The sequence below is a fragment of the Amylibacter sp. SFDW26 genome (assembly GCF_009184395.1).
Classification (GTDB): domain Bacteria; phylum Pseudomonadota; class Alphaproteobacteria; order Rhodobacterales; family Rhodobacteraceae; genus Amylibacter.
On record NZ_WEIC01000002.1, the window covers coordinates 60,810 to 81,656 of the forward strand.

Here is a 20,847-nt window from a genome sequence, read left to right on the forward strand (position 1 = left end):
CGCCTTTAGGCCTAAAAACAGGGTTAAAAGCACATAATCGGAAACAAACGTTCTAAATCGGCATTACTCGTCTTTTGTTACATGCCGCTTAATTCGGCGGATCATACCCCAGACGATCAAAACTGTTGGAATGATCAATGCAGCCGTCAATTGCCACTTTTCAAAGTGGAATATTTTGGCAACGGGTATCAGCAGGTAAGTCGCTAAATTAACAGCATAATAACTGATCGCAACCACAGACAAACCTTCAACAGTTTCTTGTAAACGCAATTGTAACGACGCCCGTTCATCCATTTGATGCAGCAACGCCCGGTTCTGTTCGTTAGTACGCACAGTCACCCGTGTTGCCAACAAATCTGATGCACGCGCTGCACGCGCTGAAATATCCCGCAAACGGGCTTGCGCCGACTCACATGTCCGCATCGCAGGATCAAACCTGCGCATCATAAATTCAGTAAAAGTTTGACGACCTTGCAACCGTTCTTCGCGCAAAACCTGAATGCGCTGTGTAACAATCGCATTGTAAGCCTCTACCGCACTAAAACGATAAGAGCTTTGAGATTGCAAATATTCGATTTTTGCAGCTACGGACAATAACGCATCCAAACGATCTTGCGACGTCCCCTCACCTTCTGCAATGGCATGTACAGCACCTGTTAAACTTTTATTTAAAACCCCGACTTGCGCAAATATATCCCGTGCGACAGGTAAAGTTAGCATTGCTAATGACTTATATGTTTCAATTTCAAACAAACGTTGAACAATTCGCCCTAAACGATTCTCACCAACTTGCCCTATGGCCATAACAACAAGCTTGATATGCCCACTTTCATCCATAGTGAAATCACTAGCAACAACAGCTTCGCGGTTCAGAACATAATTTACTGCTAAACTTTCTGCAGAAAAGTGCTTGAAAAACTCTTTGGTAACATAACCTTCCGCTTCCTTTTGTCCAAAAGGACCCAAAATATCCAAAAAGCAGGATGTCAAAATTTGCCCATCAAATTTGTCCATCCACTCTTTAGGGAAATGATCATGTGGATTGCTCTGAAAAAGTTCTGATGTTTCGCGTTTGATAAACAATGTATATGACACAAACTCTGTGTGCCTTTCCCATTTCAATTCATATTCACCCAAACGGCTATAAAAGTGGCTCCCCTCAGGCTTTAAATCGCCATATCCCATCAACTTAAGCAGCTTACACAATATAGCTCTATCTTCATCAGGCGTGCCTTCAGACACAATAGCCCAATATGCAACAGATGCAGGTGCATTCACTTTTGGAAAAGGTCGCGCGTGTAGTTCGCGCGATAACATTTCACGTTGCGGATGATCTTGAAGCATTACGGGCCTTACCACTTAATTACGTTCTGCGGGCCAACTTGCCCAAAAAACGTATATATAAGCAAGGGACACGGTGACGCGACCCTTTAATTATGTCCAGAATCATTCAGGTGGCATCGGAATAGGTGGCCATTCTTGCGTTACTTCTGCCTGTATGGGACGTTCCAGATACGTGGACAAAACAACATAACTGCGTGTGCTACGCACGCCTGGCAACATATAAAGCTGCGCCAAAAACGCCTCCATCGCTTGCGCGTTTGCGCAACGCACTTTCATCATCACACAGGTATCTCCCGCAACAGAGTGGATTTCTTCTACCTCAGGGAATTTTTGCAAACGCATCATACGTTCACTTTTCCCCCAGCCCTCCGCATCAACTTGGACAAAGGCCAAAAATGGCTTCCCAATGGCTTCTCCATCAAGACAAGTGGTCGTTCCTTTTAACACGCCAGAAGCACGCAAACGTTTTACGCGTTCATGTACGGCAGGTGCGGACAATCCTGCAACCTGTCCGATTTCAGCATAAGTCAAACGCGCATCCGTCGTCAGCGCCCTTAATATTTTTCGGTCAAAAGCATCTAAAGGGCGGGCAGGCTTACCATTTGGCTGAACATCCTCTTTATCTTTATTCATTCTGCATTTTCCTTCTTTTAATCCAATAATAATCCGCATTTTATGAATTTAGCAAAAGGATATTCACTATGAAGATGGAAACGGTTAACCCGAAAAAAGGCGTGTACCCAGCAACGAAAGATTATGTTCATGCAATGAAAGTCACGGGTGCAGCAAGCATGTTGTTTATCAGTGGAACAATGGGATTGGACGAAACAGGCCTTGCGCCTAAGACCATAGATGAACAGCTGTCCCTTGTATGGTCAAACATCAGATGCATCTTAGCAAATGCAGAAATGAACACCGATAATATCGTAAGAACAACCAGCTATTTGCGTGATACCAAATATGCCAAGAAAAATGAAAATGCGCGCGTAGCGGCTCTTGAGGGTCGTCGCATTCCAACCACGACAATCGTCGCCGAAACTTTGACCCCAAAGTGGTTGATCGAAATCGAAGTCATCGCTGCAGTGTAAGGATATCATCATGAATTTTGACACATACCTATTATTCACAGTTACGACCGCCATTATCATCTTTTCACCAGGGCCAACCGCCATATTGGTTGCATCACAAGGCGCATCAAATGGTTTGGCACGCACGTTATTCAGTATTTTCGGTATAACGTTGGCGACCATCACTTATTTCATATTTTCCGCAACGGGCATTGCATCTGTAATTGTTGCCTCTCATCTCATGTTTTCAATCATCAAATGGATTGGCGTTGCTTATTTATTATATCTCGGCCTTACCGCGATATTCAGTAAATCTGGCGGCATAAGTGTAAATCGCAGCACAGTTCAGAAAAGCCGCAAAGTGCTTTTTTCACAAGGCTTTTTAGTGGAATTTTCCAACCCAAAAGCATTGTTGTATTTCGCGGCCATACTTCCGCAATTTCTGGATGTGACTAAAGCAATCTTTCCACAGGTATTAGCGATGGGTACCACAACCTTTATTCTGCAAATCATCATATATGGCGCATATTCTTATATGGGTGACCGATTGGTACGTGGCGGCGTTAAACACTGGATTATCAAAACCATCAACAAAACAGCAGGCGGTGCGCTTATCTTTGCTGGTGTAAAAATGGCCAGTGTTACAGCAAGTAACTGAATAAATTACGCGCCCGTTTTCGGGTTCAATTTGACCACATCAGCAGAGGCATCCGAAATTTCTTCAAAATCAAAGGCATCAAGCCGCTTTGCCCGCGTGCCTGCTTTGGTCGCAGATATCTTAATGTCTTCGATGTCTTTACTCGCTTGTGAAAAGTGACGGTCAAGATTTTCAACACGCCCACCAAGGCGCTCCACATCTTTAAACAACGCGCCCAGCTCTTTGCGAATAGCCCCCGCCTGTTCACGCATTCGCGCATCCTTCAACACAGCACGCATTGTGTTCAGCGTAGCCATACAAGTCGTTGGTGACACGATCCAAACACGTGCATCGAACCCTTCACGCACAACTTCTGGGAAATTCGCATGAAGTTCCGCATAAACAGCTTCGGATGGTAAGAACATCAAAGCACCATCTGCCGTTTCACCTTCGATAATATACTTCTCACTGATCGCTTTGATATGTGTGCGTATAGAGGATTTCATCAAACGCGCAGCAACAACTGCCTGTTCGTCTGTTTCTGCATTCCGCAACGCTTCATAAGCCTCCAACGGGAACTTTGAATCAATCACAATCGGACCAGGTGGGTTTGGCAGATGGATCAAACAATCCGCACGCTTGCCATTCGATAAAGTTGCTTGAAAACTATACGCCTCAGGTGTCAAAGCTTTCGATACGATATCGTTCAGCTGGATTTCACCAAACGCCCCACGTGTCTGTTTATTCGACAGGATATCTTGCAAACCCAGCACATCCCCAGACAGCTTTTCAATATTCGTCTGCGCCTTATCAATCGTCGCCAAACGTTCTTGCAATTGCGTCAGCGATTGCGTGGTTTTTTCAGATGACCCATGTAGGCTTTCTTTCATCCGTTCCTGCATTTCATGTAAGGATTGCGCCGATTTCAATGCGCTCGTATGTAGCGTATCATTCATATGTTGCTGTACTGTAGCTAAACGCTTCTCCATTGTCTGGATCATATTCACTTGCGCATTGGCCTGCGTATCTGAAACGCTTTGCAGGTTCCCCGCCAGTTGCTGTTGGTTGACGCCCAGCGTTTGAATATCTTCGTTCAACCGTCCGAATTGCATGGCAACTTGTTCCACCGCATTCTGCGATCGTCCCGCACGGCGCACGGATGTGATCAGCAAAACCACCACAAGCAACAGCACAGCAGTCGCTAAAATCACGCCCATTACCAGCGGATCATTCAATGCATAGCTTTGTCCATTAATTTCTATCATGTGCGCCCAAACAACCGTTCAATATCTGCCAATTTCAATTCTACATAGGTCGGGCGTCCATGGTTACATTGTCCCGAATGTGGTGTCGCTTCCATTTCGCGCAGCAATGCATTCATTTCTTCAGCGCGCATTTGGCGCCCTGAACGGATAGATCCATGACACGCCACACGGGATAGGATCGCTTCGATCTTATCCGCCACAACTTTTGTCGTCGTCTGATCCGTCAGTTCATCACAGATATCACGCACCAAGGCTTGTGCGTTCACCTCCCCCAAAATCGCAGGCGTCTCGCGCACACAGACTGCATTGCCGCCAAACTCCTCGATCACCAATCCGAACTTCGCCAACTCATCCAAAACATCGATCAAGACCAGCCGTTCATTTTCAGACAGATCAACAACCTCTGGCAACAACAACGCCTGCGATGCCACACCATTCTCTGCCATTTGATTTTTCAGTTTTTCATACACCAATCGCTCATGCGCAGCGTGTTGATCAACGATAACCAAACCATCTGGCGTTTGGGCGATAATATAATTCTCATGCAATTGTGCACGCGCTGCTCCAAGAGGTTTCTCGGCGGCATCTTCGACCTCAACCGTTTCAATAACAGGTTCCACACGCCCAGAGTATTCGGTTTGAACATCTGCAAACCCTGACTGCACAGGCGGCACCATCGTAGAGCGTGAACGTTGATCCATCTGATAAACAGGTGCTACAGGTCGAGCCTCTGCCTGAAAAGCCCCCAATGTGGCATCTGCCACTGTAGATGACGCCCGATGCCCCGCACTGGATAATGCATGGCGCAAACCAGACACAATCAAACTGCGCGCACCAGCAGGATCGCGGAAACGTACCTCTGCCTTAGCAGGATGCACATTCACATCTACCAATGTTGGATCACACTCGATGAACAGGGCAACAACAGGATGACGATCACGGCTTAGGTAATCTGAATAGGCGCCGCGTACAGCACCCAACAGCAACCGATCCTTCACAGGCCGCCCATTCACAAACAGATACTGTCCAATAGCAGCCCCGCGCGAATAGGTCGGCAACGATGCATAGCCATGCAACGATAATCCTTCGCGTTCGAAATCCAACGCTACAGAATTTTCCGCAAACTCTGTGCCAAGAATAGAGCGCAACCGCCCCAAAACAGCATCAAACAAATCGCCCGATTGCGCGTCCGAGCGGAACGTCACACGCCCCTGCCCGCCCCCAGACACATCACGCAATGTGAACCCAACATAGGGTTCCGACATCGCCAAACGTTTGATCACATCTGTGATCGCCTGTGCCTCGGCACGATCAGTCCGCAGAAATTTCAAACGCGCAGGGGTCGCGTGAAACAAATCGTTCAATTCAACCGTTGTGCCCTTTGATCGCGCCACAGGTTTTATCGGGCGAATATCCCCACCATTCACCGTGATCTCTGATGCATGATCCGTCTCGAACCCACGCGAAGAAATCGTCAAACGACCGACTGCACCCAAGGAAGGCAATGCCTCGCCGCGAAAACCAAAAGAACTGATGTTCAACAAATCTGTTCCATCAATTTTTGACGTCGCATGACGCGATAAAGCAAGGTGCAACTGATCCTCTGGAATACCAATTCCATCGTCAGAAACACGGATTAGCGTCTTGCCCCCATCCGCATAAGCAATATCAATACGCGTTGCGCCCGCATCCAAAGAATTCTCAACCAATTCTTTTACAGCAGAGCTTGGACGTTCCACCACTTCACCCGCTGCAATACGATTTGCAGCAGCATCATCCAATTGACGGATTTCGGGTCGATCGCCCTTTATATTGGGGGTATGCGTGTTCATACCACTATAGATAGCATGAACACTCGCGATTCGACAGTGGTCTTAGGGTTAATCAGTGTTAACCAAACCTTCAGGCTTACCAACCACAACAAAGCGCATCGCTTCTGGTTGTAACAGCTCTTTAGCCACACGGTTCACATCCTCTAACGTCACCGCATTGATCTTGTCATTGCGTGTTTTTGGATAATCAATCGGATAACCACTCATCTGCATTCCAACCAACAAATTTGCGATCCGTCCGTTGCCATCAAAACGTAACGGGTAAGCGCCCGTCAGATATTTCTTAGAAGCCTCCAACTCTTCAGCAGTCACGCCAAACTCGGCCATTTTACGCCATTCTTCTTTGATAACATCCAAAGCCGTTTTGATCCGGTCATTCGATGACGAAACGCCACCAGCATAAATGTTAGTATAATCAAAAGGCGCTAAATAAGAATAAACACCGTAAGTAAGGCCACGCTTTTCGCGCACCTCAGCTGTCAAACGAGATGATAGACCACCGCCGCCCAATGTGTGGTTTAACAAATAAGCCGCAAAGAAATCAGGATCATGACGATCCATGCCATCATGTGCCCAAATTGCCACTGCTTGTGGTGTATCAAAGTCTACAACAGTCACACCACCAGAAGCAGAAAATTCTGTTTTTTGTGGTAAAGCTTTTCCTGTTTCAGGCAGGTCACCCAACAATGCGTCGACCATAGGGCCAACCTCTTCAGCACGAATATCGCCAACGACACTAACAAATAAGCGATCTTTTGCGAAGATATTCTTATGAGCTTGGCGCATATCTTCTGCGGTCAAATTCGTCACTGTCTCCAAAGTTCCTTCTAACGATTGGCTATAAGGGTGGTTTGAATATGCAAGCGCCGCCATTGCCCGCGTTGCAATATCTTGCGGATCTGTTTGTTTCGATTTCACAATCGATACGACCTGATTTTGGACACGTGCAAAGGCTACATCGGAAAATGTTGGCTGCATTAAAGCTTGCTTAAGCAATGCCAAAGACTGATCTTGGTTCTCTTTTAAAACCCGTGCAGAAATAGACACACTGTCACGTGATGCATCAAAGCCAAATCCAGCAGCCAATTCTTCGGTAGCACGCGAAAATGCAGAGGCATCCATATCCCCAGAACCTTCTTCTAACAGCCCTGTCATCAAATATGTTGCGCCCATTTTATCAGCATCATCCAGTGATGCGCCACCTTTAAAGGCAACTTCAAGCGCAACAAAGGGGATACTGGGCTCATCCACTAACCAAACGGTGATACCACCTTTTGATGTGATTTCTTGGATGTTGGTTTCAGCAAAGGCAACCGCCGTACTTAAAGACCAAATGATAAATGTGAAAACAAATCGCATGTCTTATCCTTTCGTCTCTGGCAACAGCCAAGAAGAAACTGAATTGTTAATATTAAGAACTTTACGTGCTGCCGCCATAACATCTTCGGCTGTAACGGCTTGCAATACAGCAGGCCAGTCTTGCACATCTTGAATGGTTAAACCTGTTGTTAAAGCCGTTCCATACTCACGCGCTAAACCTGACAAACTATCGCGTGCATAAATCTGCGATGCCATAGCTTGGGTTTTCAAACGTTCCAAATGTGCGGCATCTACATCTGTTTCCAGAAACGTTTCGATGGCTTTATCCAAAGCAGCTTCTGCATCCTCGTTAGACGTTCCAGGAGCAGGCAAAATATACAGACCAAACGTTTCCATATCTAAAGCCGTTCCGTCATAAAAAGCAGAACTGTTGATTACAACTTTCTGTTTCAATTGTAATTCCTGACCCAAATAGGATGTCAGCCCTGAACCACCCAAAAGTTCCGCCAACATAACCAAGGCGGCTGCTTCTTTTTGATCTCCTGCTTTACGACTTTCCGCCAAATAGGTGCGTATAAACTGTGGCTGACGTACACGTGCATCTGTCAGTGTTGTCCTAAACGGCGCAATATGCGGTGGCTCTTGTGTGCGAACACGTTCTGGCAAATCCTTAGATGGCACCAATGGCCCGTAATGCTCAGTTGCTAACGCACGAACTTCTTCTGGTGTTGTATCCCCAGCGACGATCAAGATCGCATTGTTTGGCGCATAATACGTCCTATAGAACTCTAAAGCATCTTGTCGCGTTAACTGTTTAATTTCATGCATCCAACCGATCACAGGAATACCGTAACGATGGTTGTGAAACTGTAGTGCATTACGTTGTTCGTGTAATAATGAGTTCGGGTTATTCTCTGTACGAGAATTGCGTTCTTCGACAACAACATCGCGTTCAGGCAGAACTTCTTCCTCAGAAAGAATTAGATTTTGCATGCGATCGGCTTCAAGCCCCATCATCAATGACAAACGGTCTGCAGATACTCTTTGAAAATAAGCCGTATAATCATACGACGTAAATGCGTTTTCTTGGCCACCATTTGCGGCAACGATTTCAGAAAACTCGCCTGGCTTCAGCGTTTCCGTTCCTTTAAACAATAAATGTTCCAAGAAATGTGCAATGCCCGACTTCCCAGCCTTTTCATCTGCGGACCCGACACGATACCAAACCATATGGGTCACTACAGGTGCACGGTGATCTTCGATCACAACAACCTGCATACCGTTATCCAAATTAAAAGATGTTACGTTTTCTGCGTACAAAATAGACGGGATTAGAAACGTAATAAATGCAATAAAACCTGTGAGTATTTTCATATAAAAACCGCTGCCTTTTTAAAGTTTCTCAAAAATATACCTAGGATCAATTAAAACCCTAGGCAATAAAACATACGCATTTGTGATGATTAAGTATTAACTTGCTTACTCAACAATTCTTACAGAAGGCGTGCGAACACCTTGGCGACGTAAGCGATCCGTTTCTAGGACTGGGTCAAGTGATTCAGATTTGTACGTTTGCAACCGACCATCATGCCCGATCCAACGTTGGAAAAATCTAGGTTTTCTCTTCTTTGCAATGACTTTAGCATCTGCGTCGATTTGGTCGCGAATATTACCCGGTACGCCAGAACGCGAAGCCGCGGCAATCAAAGCTTGCTCATCGCTTGCGATTAATTCACTGTCTAAACGTTCAGGATTACCGCCCAATGCAGTGATTGCATCACGGTCTGGCTCAAGATCAACACGATTTTTAGAGCCCAATGTGGGTTCTGGTAGTGTGACCGTATCTTCTGGAATTTCCAACGGTTTAGTCGGAATGATGGAGAATTCATCTGGCCCAGCATCTCTAATTTTGAAATCACCATTTTTGTCAAAAATAGACTCACCACGCCCACATGCGGCTACCAAAAAGCCAAGAGCAAGCATAAAAATCAATTTAGTCGGACGAAAATTCATGTGCTGCACACACCCCAAGAAACTCTTTTCATGCTGTTTAACCTAGAATTATACCCGCGTCACGCCTTCTTTGGCAGCTTTTCGGAAAAGAATATGAAACCAAAGGCACCCGCAAAGACAAATATATCTGCAACGTTAAACACAGAAGGGTTTTGCCAGCCACAACACGACATGTTCAAAAAGTCGGCAACAGCCCCGTGAATGACACGATCAAGCGCATTTCCAAGCGCTCCACCGATCACGCAGCCAAAAAGAATAGCTGCAAACCACCCCGTAAATTGACGCGAATACCATAAAACACCAACAGAGATAGCCACAGCTAGGGTAATCAACCCCCAGCGCATAATTTCGGAATCATTTCCAAACAGACCGAAATTGATGCCATCATTCCAACCCATGCGGAAATTCAGCAAAGGTGGGATCACATCAATTTCACGGCCATCAACCAAACGCAGATAAAACACCACGTACCACTTCGTAAACTGATCAATCAGAAACGTTACAACTGCGATAAGTGCTGTTTTACTCATAACGATAGTCCTTAGTGTCTAAAGTGGCGCATGCCTGTGTAAACCATAGCCAAGCCAGCCTCATCCGCTGCTTTGATCACTTCTTCGTCACGCATAGAGCCACCTGGTTGAATAACAGCCGTTGCACCCGCTTCTGCAGCAGTTAGCAAACCGTCAGAGAATGGGAAGAACGCATCAGATGCCACAACAGAGCCTTTGGTCAATGGCTCAAACAAGCCCATAGCCTCTGCCATATCAATAGATTTACGTGCAGCAATACGTGTGCTGTCTACACGGCTCATTTGCCCTGCACCAACACCTACAGTCGCTTGGTCTTTTACATAAACAATCGCATTTGATTTCACGTGTTTTGCCACTTTCCATGCAAATAACATATCGCGCAACTCATCCTCAGATGGCGCACGTTTCGTGACAACTTTCAGATCGTCCAATCCGATAAAGCCATTGTCGCGGTCTTGGATCAAATACCCACCAGAAACTTGCTTCCAAACCTGCGCAGCCGTGCGAATATCAGGCAAACCACCTGTTTCCAACAAACGCAGGTTTTTCTTAGCTGCAAAAATCGCTTTCGCTTCATCACTGATGCTTGGTGCAATCACAACTTCTGTGAAAATCTCTACAATTTGTTCTGCCGTTGCTGCATCCAAAGTTTGGTTCAACGCAATGATACCGCCAAATGCGGATGTGCGATCACAATCAAACGCAGATTGATACGCATCCGCCAATGTTGCACCACGTGCCACACCACAAGGGTTCGCATGTTTGATGATCGCACAGGCTGGGCCTTCTGCTGGATCAAACTCTGCCACCAATTCAAACGCGGCATCCGTGTCATTAATGTTGTTGTAAGACAGTTCCTTGCCTTGTAACTGAACAGCCGTGGATACACCTTCACGTGTACTGCCATCGCGGTAAAAACTTGCTGTTTGATGTGGGTTCTCGCCATAACGCAATGTTTGCGCATGTGTTCCTGCAATCGCTTTGCGACGTGGTGCAGTTGATCCAATAGCACCCGCCATCCAAGTGGATACTGCAGCATCATAGGCACCTGTGCGCGCATACGCCGTTTGCGCCATCTTTTGACGGAACTCAAGGCTTGTACCACCACCAGTCACGGTCATTTCTTCTAACAATGCATCGTAATCTTCAACATCCACAACAGTCACAACAAAACCGTGGTTTTTTGCAGCGGCGCGGATCATTGCAGGACCGCCAATATCAATGTTCTCGATACAATCGTCATAGGCACCGCCAGCAGCAACAGTTGCTTCAAACGGGTATAAATTCACAACCAACAAATCGATCGCGCCAATGTCGTGTTCATCCATAGCTGCCAAGTGATCATCGTTGTCACGCAGCGCCAATAGGCCGCCATGCACCATTGGGTGCAACGTTTTCACACGGCCATCCATCATCTCAGGAAAATTCGTGATGTCCGATACATCTTTCACTGGCAAACCCGCATCGCGAATGGCTTTCGCCGTACCACCAGTAGACAACAACTCAACCCCAGCCTCGTTTAAAGAGCTGGCCAAATCGATCAGCCCCGTTTTATCAGATACAGAAAGCAATGCGCGGCGAATGGAAACTGGGCTGTTCATAAGATCGGTCCTTTGTATTGGCCGCCCCCCAAAGGCGACCCTAAATAGCTATCTTGGGTGCACACTATAAACGAGTCACAACCCAACTTACGGCGCCTTCATAGTTAACTGCGAAAGAAGTTACCACGATTTGTTTTGTCGCGCGTGGTTTCAAACGATCAGCTGAGAAATATGCACTGCCTTCCAGTGATATTTTCCCACCAGAGGCTTTGAATATCCAAACTTCCTCATTTGGCAGTTTCAATGATACCGCTGTTCCGCCCAAATCCAATTCTACATCCACATCTGCAGCTATACGGAACCGCGATATAAATGGAATAGTCTTTGTGACTTGATGTAATATCGCAGCATCAAAAACCGCTTCATCTTTTTTGTGAGCACAGAACAATCGATCCGTTCCAGACAAGCTACGCCCATTGGGCGACATCTCTAAACTGCGATTATAGGTCAAACCAAATTCTTGCTTATACCCGACATGCTGCCCAGACAACAAAGCTGCGCTTCCCATCTCACGTTCGGAACGGATTAACTTCACATCCGCAGCATCAAACATCGGTGCAACTTGCCTACGCTGCCGTATTGATGCTTCTGATGAAAACGGCTGGATGGAGGCAACATTAAATGCAGCCGCTGTTTTCGCAGCAGTGCGCCACCCCTGACTTAAATTTCGCCCAGCACCCGTACTTTTAAAGATACAACATTCACCGCTGGAAAACTCAAACGCCAATGCACAGTCGTACCGCGCATCACCAACAGGCGGCGGTGCCATATCTGCCACCAATACTGATGCCACCCTAGACATCCGCGAATAGCCCATGACATCGCCAAGCACAGATGTGCCACGCACCCCACCATCTTGCAGAATATTATCAATCCGTTCAGCGTCTGACGCTTCACCACCATGAAACTCAGCTAAACGACCGTCACCCATACGCAATGTACGGATCAGCGGCGCAATGCGCTCGATCGCAGTTAATAAAGCGCGATCAGGTGTCAGATCGGCCGTGGTGATCCCTTGATCCACCCAAACCAACAATGTGAAGATTTCCAACAGTTCTTCTGGATTGCGAGATGGAATATCACCATCCTCGCCAATATAAGCTTCACATTCCTTCGTCAGCCGCGCCAACGATGGTTTCAAATCCTTTGCGAATTCTTCCAATGCCAAAGCACTATAGACATAGCCAACCAAGGCTTGAAAACGCGGCAATCCTTCAGGTGCTGTATTCCATGTCTTTTTTAAAAATCGCGCATGATGTGAAATAGCGGCAAAATACTGTTTTGATTGCACAGCATCCGCGCCATTCAACAAAACAATAGCATGGTTCACCATTCGAATAATTCGCGCCCCAGCCATTTCTGGCGTCCATGCAAGGTTTTCACCATTCCCAAAACGCCCCAACCAATCATAGAACCACAGCTTTGCCGTATCTAAACAATCACGTGACCCATTCGCAGCCAAGTCATCGAGCCAGAAAAATCCATGTGCTTTGATCTGAAATTCTTCGTGGTCTTTCTCCACATCCCAGATCACATCATCGGGCTCTTTCACCAAACGGCCATCAATCAGGAAATTCCCAGCTGCCAATTGCAAGCCTTTGCTTGATGATCCAACACCGCGCGGCATTGGTTGTGAGATAAACGCTTTAGCTGCGCGCCCGCGCCGTGTGCTTTTGGCCAAGGCCTGTGTTTTCCGATCCAGATGATCAGATTTCAGAAATTCAAAAAGATCGAAAATCTTCATAACCACGTCAGATTACCCAGCTTGCTTCTTCAACCGCACAACAAAAAATCCATCCATGCCACCCTGTTCTGCCATGAAATGCGGTAGCGTGCGAATGCACCCATGCTTATTCAACCACTGCTCAGGAATACCCATATCGGCAGAGAGTATAGGATCAATTTCAGCGTCATCATTTTCACGCACGAACTTCGCCGCTTGATCTTCACCTTCTGGGCGCAACAGCGAACAAGTACTATAGACCATCACACCACCTGGTTTTAACCACCGCCATGCGCAATCCAGCATTTCGCGCTGCAAAACCACCAAGCTTTTAACTGCATCCTTATCTTTCAAATGCGGCAAATCTGGATGACGTCGGATTGTTCCCGTGGCCGAACAAGGCGCATCCAACAGGATCGCATCATATTCCACACCTGGTTTCCATGTCAGCACATCCGCATGCACAACCTTGGCCTTCAACCCAGTGCGTTCCAAGTTCTCACGCACACGGTTCAAACGGTATTTTGAAACATCCGCCGCCGTCACATCCGCACCAGCGGCTGCAAACTGCAATGTCTTACCCCCAGGGGCTGCACATAAATCCAGCACAGTTTTACCAGACACATCCCCCAGAGCTTTGGCTGGCAAACTGGCAGCCACATCTTGAACCCACCAAGCGCCTTCATCAAACCCAAACAAGCGCGAAACTTGTCCTGCCTGTTTCAGACGTAGTGACTTCTCACCAACCTGCTGCGCTTCCAGTTCATCCAACAAGCGCGGCATGTCGCCTGCATCTTTCAATGAAATATCCAATGGCGCATTCCAAACGTGCGCCTCTTCAATCTTCGCCGCAGATACTTCGCCATGATCACCCACTACCATTTTACGCAAATAATAAGGCATCTGATGCGTCGGATGTTCCTCCCAATGCTCGCGCCCTTCAGTGTTAATCTTGCGGCATACCGCATTGATCAAACCAGACAGAAACGAAGTATGTCGCGAAGCCTTTGCCATATTCACAGCACTATCAATCGCTGCATGTGGGCTGATCCCATCCACCAAAAGCTCTGTCGCACAAAGACGCAGAATATGGCGCCCATGCACAGGCGGTTCTTTCTTTAGGTAAAAGTCGATCAACATATCCAGCGGTTCAAGATGTTTAAGCGTGCTCAAAACCAAGCTCTGTGCACGTGCCCGTTCAGACCCCGATAGTTTCTTCATAATATCACTGGCCCCATCCGTCATTTCAGATAGGGGGCGTTTTTCCACCAAAACACCATTCAACATATCCATAGCCGCCATACGGGCGGACAAACCAGCTTTTGCCATTCAAAAGAGCCTTACGAGCAAGAAATTCAGTATCAAAAGGCTTATGCCTGAAAGATTGCCGCACAACCAGTCCATAAAATTGCCCTTCCCCCAAACTTGCGTTAAATAAGCATCACAAACGATAGGCTATCCCATGACCGCTACACCAACAGATAAAACAAAACGTATCGAAGACGCCGCAAAGCGTGCACTTGAAGAAGCGCAAAAACGCAAGGCAGAGAATCAAGGCCCGAATCTACAGACTGAGCTTGGCGGTCGTAATGGTCCAGAACCAACGCGTTTTGGCGATTGGGAGAAAAAAGGTATTACATCGGATTTTTAGAAAATTCGCGTGATAATTCCCTAATCTATTAATCTAATCACAGAACCCATCCGCTCTAATCGTCCCAAACAAGGGACCGATTATGAAACCGTTTATCTTTTTAGCAATCAGCACATGGTGGATCGTATTTTCGCCTGTGTCTGCACAAGCGCAATCCGAAAACTTTACATGGATGGTGTGGGAGCAGCGCAAAGTAGATCCAATACTTTGTAGGGATAAAAACCTCTGCGACCCGCAGCGCAAATACATCACACGTCTTATTGAGCAACCAACCGAACAAAAAGCCCGTGAGATGTTAGGCGCAATAGCACAATTGGCAAAACTCCGCGGGCAACCTGTCGAACATCCAGAAGCACCACGAATGTGCCGTCATACCGAGGCTGGTAAAATTCTAGGTTTCGATCCAGAGCTTTGGGATATGTCCGATAAGCTTGCAGCACTCAAAGATTTGGGTGGCGTCTATTTTTCCGTCCAAACCATGAAAGGCCCCAAATCATATAAAGGTCAATTTGGTCTAGACCTTCAAAAAAACATGGAAGCACGCTTCAAAAATGCAGGCCTGCCTGTTCTATCCGAAGATCAGATGGAACAAACTGCGGGCAAACCCCATCTGAACATCTACTTCTCAAACACCAATCCCAAAACGGGATGTACATACAGCGTATTTGCAAGCCTCACACAAACCATGCTGCTGACACGTAACCACACCACCAAGCTGAAAGTCGGCACATGGGGGTTTTCTGGCGGCCCATCTAAAGACCACCCAAACGGCACCGAATATGACGCCGTTATGCGTGTCGTTGATAGGTTCTTAGAGGATTACAAGCGGGCAAACACCTTGCGAAATTAAAGACCCAGCACATCCATCATGTCATATTCACCTGGTGCTTTACCTTGCCCCCATAAAGCAGCCTTTAAAGCACCACGTGCAAATATCTGACGATCCGTTGCCAAGTGACGCAAAACAATACGCTCACCATCTGCGGCAAAAATTACATCATGTTCGCCCACAACATCACCGCCACGGATAGCATGAAAACCAATGTCACCACGTTTACGCGCGCCAGTAATGCCATCACGCCCACGATCGGATACTTCTTTCAAGTCAACACCACGTCCTTCTGCGGCCGCTTCACCCAACATCAAAGCGGTGCCAGATGGCGCATCCACTTTATGCTTATGATGCCCTTCGATGATCTCAATATCAAAGTCTGCATCCAACGCCTCGGCAACTTTCTTAGTCAATTGCGTCAACAGGTTCACACCCAAGCTCATGTTGCCAGCACGCACAATTGCACAATGACGCGCCGCTGCATTCAGCTTTGCCAAATGCGTATCATCAAAACCAGTTGTCCCAATCACATGCACCGCGCGCGCCTGTGCCGCCAATTCCGCATGTGCCACAGTTGCATCTGGCGACGTAAAATCAATAATCGCCTGCGCTTTTGCAAACACTTCTAACGGATCATCAGACACCATCACGCCAGAGGCCGCACCGCCCATAGCAACGCCCAGATCCTGACCAACCCAATCGTGGCCAGTACGCTCTGTTACACCGCACAAAGCAGCCTTATCGCTTTCGTTCACAGCCTTAATCAACATCTGACCCATACGACCAGAGGCACCAACGATAGCAATTTGTGTCACATCAGACATAACAGAACTCCATAATTATTGCCCTTCCTTTACCCCGCATATTCACCAAAGGCAAAGGCTAGCTTGCACACACGCGCCAACTCTCTTAAATGAAGCATCACTTATAGATAGGTAGAATCTCTTATGGCCAGTGCAGAACCATCCCAAAGACAGCTTCGTGTCGGCGAAATGCTGCGCCGTTCCATATCCGAAATTTTAGCACGTGGCGAATTATACGATCCGGATTTGGCACATACGTCGATCACAGTGGGCGAAGTCCGCACATCATCCGATCTGCGTAATGCAACCGTCTTTGTGTACCCTTTGGGCGGTCAAAACTCTGATGTCATCGTCAAAGCCTTAAATCGTTCTGCAAGCGAGGTGCGCCGCTACTTAAACAAGGATATCAGCCTTAAATACTCTCCAAATATTAAGTTCGCATTGGACACAACATTCGACCAAATGGACGAAACCCGTAGATTGCTGAACCAAGACAGTGTTACACGTGATTTAGAGGATAACTCCTCAGACGATTAAGCATGCCAAAGGTTGATACAATATGATCTCAACAGATATCGCAGCGCTTCGCGCCATTTCAAAGCCTACACTCGACAGGCGATATGGCATCAGCCTTATGACAACGGATGAATATCCATTGTATTACCGCATGATCACCAAATGTGGCTGCACAACAGTAATCAATCTGATCTATTACCTGCATACGGGTCAACAACAACAAGACCCAAACGCTATTCACAAAAACGAAGACTTGGTTCCCAAGGCTGAATATGTGACGAACACTCAAATCAGAAACAGCCCCTACAGCTTTATAGTGATCCGAAACCCCATAAAACGGTTCATGTCATTATATTACGACAAACTATTATCACCAACTCAGCGCGGCAAACCAAACCGTATCGGGAAGTATTTTATCGAAAACGGGCTGGTTGACCCGAATGCCGGCCAAGATGTGGATAAGCATCGGGAGAATTGCATTAATTCAATCAAGTGGATCAACAAAAATCTAGCTGGTCAAACAGACCAAAAGAAAAACTTCCACTGGCGCCCACAAACAATGCGGCTAAAGCAAGTATACTCATTAAACTTCAACGTTCTAATGTTGGAGGATTTGAACTATCAGCTGATCAAAACACTCAGCCCACTTATCCCTCATATCGCAGAGGCGATCGAAGCCATCTCGGCAAAGAACGTATCACCTAAACCAGTACCCGCAGATGCCATCCTAGATGACACCCTACGACAACTCATTACTGATACCTATTCAGATGATACAAAAATATACAACGAAGTCGCCGCTTATTGGCGCGATCAATAAAGAAGCCATATGCAGCAGAAATCAAAGAAACGCGATCTAGACGGGTGGCTGATCATAGACAAAGTCGCTGGCATCACATCCACAAGCGTGGTCAATAAGTGTAAATGGTTATTCAAAGCCAAAAAGGCAGGTCATGCAGGCACGCTTGATCCGGACGCTACAGGATTACTTGCCGTGGCTTTTGGCGAAGCTACAAAAACCATACCCTACATTATGGACGGTATCAAAACCTATAAATTCGTTGCTACACTAGGCACTGCAACATCGACCGATGACGCAGAAGGTGATGTTATTAATACGTCCACCCTACGTCCAAGCGATGACGATATTCGCGCAGCCCTACCGAATTTTTGCGGATACATCCAACAAACGCCGCCTAAATTTTCAGCCGTGAAAATCGACGGTGAACGTGCCTATACAATCGCACGGCGCGGCGATGATATCGAATTGGCCAGCCGTGAACTGTATGTCGAACGCTTAGAGTTTGTGGAACGCCTGTCTGAGACCGAGGTTGAGCTGAGCCTCACTTGCGGCAAAGGTGGATATGTCCGATCAATCGCCCGTGATCTTGGCGAACATCTTGGATGTCTTGCCCACGTCAAATGGCTCCGCCGCATGGACACTGGTCCTTTTGATATCGACCAATGCACAACCATCGCACATCTGGAGAGTTTGGAAACCATGTCAGAACGCGAAACCATGCTGCTATCCACAGAAGCCGCATTAGAGCCCATCATGCGCATCGACATCAGCGACCAAGACGCCACCGACATCCAATTCGGCAAAAGCATCCTTGTCACACAGGCCCCTGATGACCCAGAAACACCCGTTTGGGTCAGTCATAACGGCAAAGCCCAAGCGATCGGTCATGTCTCAGATGGGACTTTCCAACCGAAACGCGTCATTCTACAACGTGACGCATGATCACAAAAACACATATCAAAGATGATGCCCCATCGATTGCCATCTATTCCGATTGCGAAAACTACCGCTACAGCCTGACCCGCACATGGGATGAGGCTGGCAAACGCGTTTTATTCGTCATGCTGAACCCATCCACAGCGACCGAAGTGCAAAACGACCCAACGGTCGAACGCTGTGAACGCCGCGCCCGTACTTTGGGCTACGGCGCATTTTGCGTCTGCAACATCTTCGCTTACCGCGCCACAGACCCCAAAGTCATGCGCGCGCAATCTGATCCAACAGGCCCAGCAAATGACGCCGCAATCATCGAAGCATCGGATTGGGCAGATGACATCGTGTGTGCGTGGGGCACCCACGGTGAACACTTGCAACGCGGCCCAGAAATGGAGCGTATCTTACGCGCCCAACCCAAACCCCTCACACACCTAGGGTTGTCAAAAGCAGGTCATCCAAAACATCCCCTTTACATTGGCTACAAAGTACAGCCTATGATGTGGGATGAATGATCAAACCAAAGGCTTTTTAATCACGATTATCGGCGTACTGTTTATCGTACCCGATAGCCTTTTCATCCGTTTGATCGAAGCGGATACATTAACCATAGCATTTTGGCGCAACAGCCTTTCTGGCATTGTTATGTGCATTGCTTATTTGATGATCGGCGGCTTAACACCTTTCAAACAAGCCATTAATGCTGGAAAACCCGCATGGCTTTACATGTTCTTTGTAGGGTTCACAGGCATACTTTTTGTCATGGCCATTCAAAACACCAGTGTCGCCAACACAGTGTTTATTTTGGCATCAATGCCAATCTTCGCAGCATTTTTCAGTTGGCTCGCTCTTGGTGAACGCATCAGCCAACGCATGATCTGGACGATTCTATTCGTAATCATTGGCATTGGGATCATTGCCAGCGGCTCAGGTCATAACGAAAATGCGCATATATTCGGTGATATCATTGCGCTAATCGCTGCCGCCAACTTTGCAATTGCCCTCACCGCTGCAAGGCGCGCAAAATCTGTATCGCTCGTTCCACTGGCCGCCATTGCCTATATTATTTCTGGTATCGCCGTTATCCCCTTCACAGATATCTTTGACTTTCCTGCCCATCAATGGTGGATCATCGGCCTTCACGGTGCCGTTTTCACAGCCATCAGCATGGCCTTCTTAACATTGGGACCACGCTATATCACCTCTGCCGAAGTCTCCCTTTTGATCCTTCTTGAAAGCGTCCTTGCCCCACTACTGGTTTGGTTCGTCATAGGTGAAGACCCTGGTGTTTGGACACTCATAGGTGGCGCAATCATCATCAGTGTTTTATTCATCTCGAACATAATTGTTCTGATGCGCAAGAAACCCTGATTATAATCACACCACCATTAAGAACTATGCCAATGTTGCAGCAGCAGCTTTTAACTCTGCATCCAAAGCGGCGTCCTTCATAACACCTTTCTCTGCATCAAATGCATCATAGAAACTCGGCACAGACACAGTCGCCTTAACCTCTGCCCCAAAATGCGGCATTGATCCTGCGGCAGCAGCCAAAACAGATTGTGCACCACCTGCACCCGGTGATGTTGCCAGCAAAACCATCGCTTTATCTGCGTAAACTTTGCCTTCCAAACGAGAGGCCCAGTCAAACGTGTTCTTATAAGCCGCCGAATAGCTGCCATTATGCTCTGCAAATGAAATTATCACAGCATCAACCGCGGCAATCTTATCTTTAAACGCCTGAGCCAAATCAGGAACACCAGCAGCCTCTTCACGATCGCTGCTATAAATAGGCATTTCAAAGTCATTCAGATCAATGACCTCCACATCTGCATTCGGAACAAGACCCGCTGCATATGTCACCAATTGTTTGTTTATCGATTTTGAGCTGCTGCTTGCAGCAAATGCTAGAATTTTCATGACTTTCCTCATCATTAATTTTCAAACAAACTTGCATGTCATAAAAATATACACAATA

General features: G+C 47.1%; 22 protein-coding genes. 9 read left to right on the forward strand and 13 right to left on the reverse strand.

Annotated features, from left to right (window positions below; translation table 11 throughout):
- Positions 1–63: 63 nt before the first annotated feature.
- Together F9L33_RS06545 and F9L33_RS06550 are read right to left on the reverse strand one after the other, a co-directional pair.
- Complete coding sequence (locus F9L33_RS06545; protein ID WP_152141970.1) at positions 64–1,344, reverse strand: DUF3422 family protein; 1,281 nt, start codon at positions 1,342–1,344, stop codon at positions 64–66.
- A 102-nt stretch (positions 1,345–1,446) separates the two neighbouring features.
- Complete coding sequence (locus tag F9L33_RS06550) at positions 1,447–1,977, reverse strand: Lrp/AsnC family transcriptional regulator (protein WP_152141971.1); 531 nt, start codon at positions 1,975–1,977, stop codon at positions 1,447–1,449.
- Between the two features lie 68 nt (positions 1,978–2,045).
- Between F9L33_RS06550 and F9L33_RS06555 the strand changes: the two genes are divergently transcribed.
- Positions 2,046–2,432, forward strand: a complete 387-nt coding sequence (locus F9L33_RS06555) for a RidA family protein (protein ID WP_152141972.1) — start codon at positions 2,046–2,048, stop codon at positions 2,430–2,432.
- 10 nt (positions 2,433–2,442) lie between these two features.
- The gene (locus F9L33_RS06560; RefSeq protein WP_152141973.1) at positions 2,443–3,069 is read left to right on the forward strand and encodes a LysE family translocator; all 627 of its coding nucleotides are present in this window, start codon (positions 2,443–2,445) and stop codon (positions 3,067–3,069) included.
- 5 nt (positions 3,070–3,074) lie between these two features.
- On the opposite strand, the gene F9L33_RS06565 is transcribed toward F9L33_RS06560, so the two are convergent.
- From F9L33_RS06565 to F9L33_RS06605, 9 genes are all read right to left on the reverse strand, one after another.
- Positions 3,075–4,313, reverse strand: coding sequence for a DNA recombination protein RmuC (locus tag F9L33_RS06565; protein ID WP_152141974.1), 1,239 nt, complete (start codon positions 4,311–4,313; stop codon positions 3,075–3,077).
- On the reverse strand, positions 4,310–6,145 hold the full coding sequence (gene mutL / locus F9L33_RS06570; RefSeq protein ID WP_152141975.1) for a DNA mismatch repair endonuclease MutL: 1,836 nt from the start codon (positions 6,143–6,145) through the stop codon (positions 4,310–4,312). Before mutL ends, F9L33_RS06565 begins: the two co-directional genes overlap by 4 nt.
- 48 nt (positions 6,146–6,193) lie before the next feature.
- Complete coding sequence (locus tag F9L33_RS06575) at positions 6,194–7,504, reverse strand: pitrilysin family protein (protein ID WP_152141976.1); 1,311 nt, start codon at positions 7,502–7,504, stop codon at positions 6,194–6,196.
- 3 nt (positions 7,505–7,507) lie between these two features.
- Positions 7,508–8,839: a pitrilysin family protein gene (locus F9L33_RS06580; RefSeq protein ID WP_152141977.1), complete on the reverse strand. Its 1,332-nt coding sequence runs from the start codon at positions 8,837–8,839 to the stop codon at positions 7,508–7,510.
- Between the two features lie 105 nt (positions 8,840–8,944).
- Positions 8,945–9,478: a DUF3035 domain-containing protein gene (locus F9L33_RS06585; RefSeq protein ID WP_152141978.1), complete on the reverse strand. Its 534-nt coding sequence runs from the start codon at positions 9,476–9,478 to the stop codon at positions 8,945–8,947.
- A gap of 59 nt (positions 9,479–9,537) precedes the next feature.
- Positions 9,538–10,008, reverse strand: a complete 471-nt coding sequence (gene lspA / locus F9L33_RS06590) for a signal peptidase II (RefSeq protein WP_152141979.1) — start codon at positions 10,006–10,008, stop codon at positions 9,538–9,540.
- An 11-nt stretch (positions 10,009–10,019) separates the two neighbouring features.
- Positions 10,020–11,609, reverse strand: coding sequence for a bifunctional phosphoribosylaminoimidazolecarboxamide formyltransferase/IMP cyclohydrolase (gene purH / locus F9L33_RS06595; protein ID WP_152141980.1), 1,590 nt, complete (start codon positions 11,607–11,609; stop codon positions 10,020–10,022).
- 64 nt (positions 11,610–11,673) lie between these two features.
- Positions 11,674–13,353, reverse strand: a complete 1,680-nt coding sequence (locus F9L33_RS06600) for a heparinase II/III family protein (protein WP_152141981.1) — start codon at positions 13,351–13,353, stop codon at positions 11,674–11,676.
- Between the two features lie 12 nt (positions 13,354–13,365).
- Entirely contained in the window at positions 13,366–14,661 is a 1,296-nt protein-coding gene (locus tag F9L33_RS06605) for an RsmB/NOP family class I SAM-dependent RNA methyltransferase (RefSeq protein ID WP_152141982.1), read from the reverse strand.
- A 133-nt stretch (positions 14,662–14,794) separates the two neighbouring features.
- Here F9L33_RS06605 and F9L33_RS06610 point away from each other — a divergent pair, with 133 nt between their 5' ends.
- Both F9L33_RS06610 and F9L33_RS06615 read left to right on the forward strand, forming a co-directional pair.
- Positions 14,795–14,983: a DUF1674 domain-containing protein gene (locus F9L33_RS06610; RefSeq protein WP_152141983.1), complete on the forward strand. Its 189-nt coding sequence runs from the start codon at positions 14,795–14,797 to the stop codon at positions 14,981–14,983.
- Between the two features lie 82 nt (positions 14,984–15,065).
- On the forward strand, positions 15,066–15,833 hold the full coding sequence (locus tag F9L33_RS06615) for a hypothetical protein (RefSeq protein ID WP_152141984.1): 768 nt from the start codon (positions 15,066–15,068) through the stop codon (positions 15,831–15,833).
- On the opposite strand, the gene dapB is transcribed toward F9L33_RS06615, so the two are convergent.
- Positions 15,830–16,639: a 4-hydroxy-tetrahydrodipicolinate reductase gene (dapB, locus tag F9L33_RS06620; protein ID WP_152141985.1), complete on the reverse strand. Its 810-nt coding sequence runs from the start codon at positions 16,637–16,639 to the stop codon at positions 15,830–15,832. The two genes, F9L33_RS06615 and dapB, sit on opposite strands and share 4 nt — an antisense overlap.
- Positions 16,640–16,762: 123 nt before the next feature.
- Between dapB and rbfA the strand changes: the two genes are divergently transcribed.
- Genes rbfA through F9L33_RS06645 form a run of 5 tightly spaced genes read left to right on the forward strand, consistent with a single transcriptional unit; the run spans position 16,763 to position 20,240 of the window.
- Complete coding sequence (rbfA, locus tag F9L33_RS06625; RefSeq protein WP_152141986.1) at positions 16,763–17,155, forward strand: 30S ribosome-binding factor RbfA; 393 nt, start codon at positions 16,763–16,765, stop codon at positions 17,153–17,155.
- 22 nt (positions 17,156–17,177) lie between these two features.
- Positions 17,178–17,954 (forward strand): sulfotransferase family 2 domain-containing protein, encoded by a 777-nt coding sequence (locus F9L33_RS06630; protein ID WP_152141987.1) that lies wholly within the window; start codon positions 17,178–17,180, stop codon positions 17,952–17,954.
- Positions 17,955–17,963: 9 nt separating this feature from the next.
- On the forward strand, positions 17,964–18,878 hold the full coding sequence (truB, locus tag F9L33_RS06635; RefSeq protein WP_152141988.1) for a tRNA pseudouridine(55) synthase TruB: 915 nt from the start codon (positions 17,964–17,966) through the stop codon (positions 18,876–18,878).
- Complete coding sequence (locus tag F9L33_RS06640) at positions 18,875–19,384, forward strand: DUF1643 domain-containing protein (protein WP_152141989.1); 510 nt, start codon at positions 18,875–18,877, stop codon at positions 19,382–19,384. Before truB ends, F9L33_RS06640 begins: the two co-directional genes overlap by 4 nt.
- The gene (locus F9L33_RS06645; protein WP_152141990.1) at positions 19,377–20,240 is read left to right on the forward strand and encodes a DMT family transporter; all 864 of its coding nucleotides are present in this window, start codon (positions 19,377–19,379) and stop codon (positions 20,238–20,240) included. Before F9L33_RS06640 ends, F9L33_RS06645 begins: the two co-directional genes overlap by 8 nt.
- A 24-nt stretch (positions 20,241–20,264) precedes the next feature.
- Here F9L33_RS06645 and F9L33_RS06650 read toward each other — a convergent pair whose 3' ends face one another.
- Positions 20,265–20,789, reverse strand: coding sequence for an NADPH-dependent FMN reductase (locus tag F9L33_RS06650; RefSeq protein WP_152141991.1), 525 nt, complete (start codon positions 20,787–20,789; stop codon positions 20,265–20,267).
- Positions 20,790–20,847 lie beyond the last annotated feature (58 nt).